Raw genomic sequence first — 1,263 nt, 5'->3', positions numbered from 1 at the left:
TCTTGACGACGTTGGCGACGGTGAAACCGAACAGGTCGAACAGCTGGCCGGCCGGCGCCGACTCGCCGAAGCGGTCAATGCCGATCACGGCGCCATGCAGGCCGACGTACTTGCGCCAGAAGTCTGGATGAGCGGCTTCGATGGCGATGCGTTTCTTGCCGTCGCCGAGGACGGCGGTCTTGTATTCGTCTGATTGGCGGTCGAAAACGTTGGTGCACGGCATGGAGACGACGCGCGTCTGGATGCCTTCGCCGGCCAGCGCGGCCTGAGCGTCGAGCGCCAGCTTGATTTCGGAGCCGGTGGCGATGAAGGTGAGCTGCGCTTCGCCATCGGCTTCGGACAGCACGTAGCCGCCCTTGGTGATGTCGGCATCCGCCACGTTTTGCGTCACGGTCGGCAGGTTCTGGCGCGACAGGGCGAGCAAACTTGGGCCATTTTTCCGGTCGACCGCAGCAATCCAGGCAACGGCCGTTTCGGTCGCGTCGGCCGGGCGCCAGACGTCGAGATTCGGAATGAGGCGCAGGCTGGGGATGTGCTCGACCGGCTGGTGCGTCGGGCCGTCTTCGCCGAGGCCGATCGAGTCGTGGGTATACACCATGATCTGGCGCTGCTTCATGAGCGCGGCCATGCGGATGCCGTTGCGGGCGTAATCGGAGAAAACCAGGAAGGTGGCGGTGTAGGGCAGCAGGCCGCCATGCAGCGCGAGGCCGTTGGCGATGGCCGTCATGCCGAATTCGCGCACGCCGTAGTGGCAGTAGTTGCCGCCCTCGGTGCGGGTGACGCCCTTGCTGCCCTTGACGAAGGTCAGGTTGGAACCGGCCAGGTCGGCTGAGCCGCCGAAGATTTCCGGCACGGCCGGAACCAGCGCGGCGATGGCGTTCTGCGAAGCCTTGCGGGTGGCGATGTTCTCGGCCTTGTCGCGGCAGGCGGCGAGGTAGGCCGCCTTGGTGGCTTCCCAGTTGGCCGGCAATTCGCCCTTGATGACGCGGCGCTCGAACTCGGCGGCTTCGGCCGGGAAGGCGGCGCGGTAAGCGGCGAAGCGACTGTTCCAGTCACTTTCGGCCGCGGCGCCGGCGGCCTTGCGGTCCCAGGCGGCGTAGATGTCAGCCGGGATTTCGAAGGGAGCGTGTGCCCAGCCGATATATTCGCGGGCGGCAGCGATTTCGTCCTTGCCGAGCGGGGCACCGTGGCAGTCGTGCGAGCCCTGTTTGTTCGGGGCGCCCATGCCGATGGTCGTCTTGCAGCAGATCAGGCTCGGCTTGT

1 protein-coding gene is annotated in these 1,263 nt (G+C 66.3%); it reads right to left on the bottom strand.

What is annotated here, in order from left to right; all coding sequences use genetic code 11:
- On the bottom strand, window positions 1-1,263 hold a 1,263-nt coding region (locus tag ADADOO_RS01905; RefSeq protein ID WP_511274524.1), incomplete at both ends, for a transketolase-like TK C-terminal-containing protein.

The organism is Azonexus sp. (genome assembly GCF_036170495.1).
Classification (GTDB): Bacteria; Pseudomonadota; Gammaproteobacteria; order Burkholderiales; family Rhodocyclaceae; genus Azonexus.
This window is presented reverse-complemented; position numbering and strand designations above follow the sequence as displayed.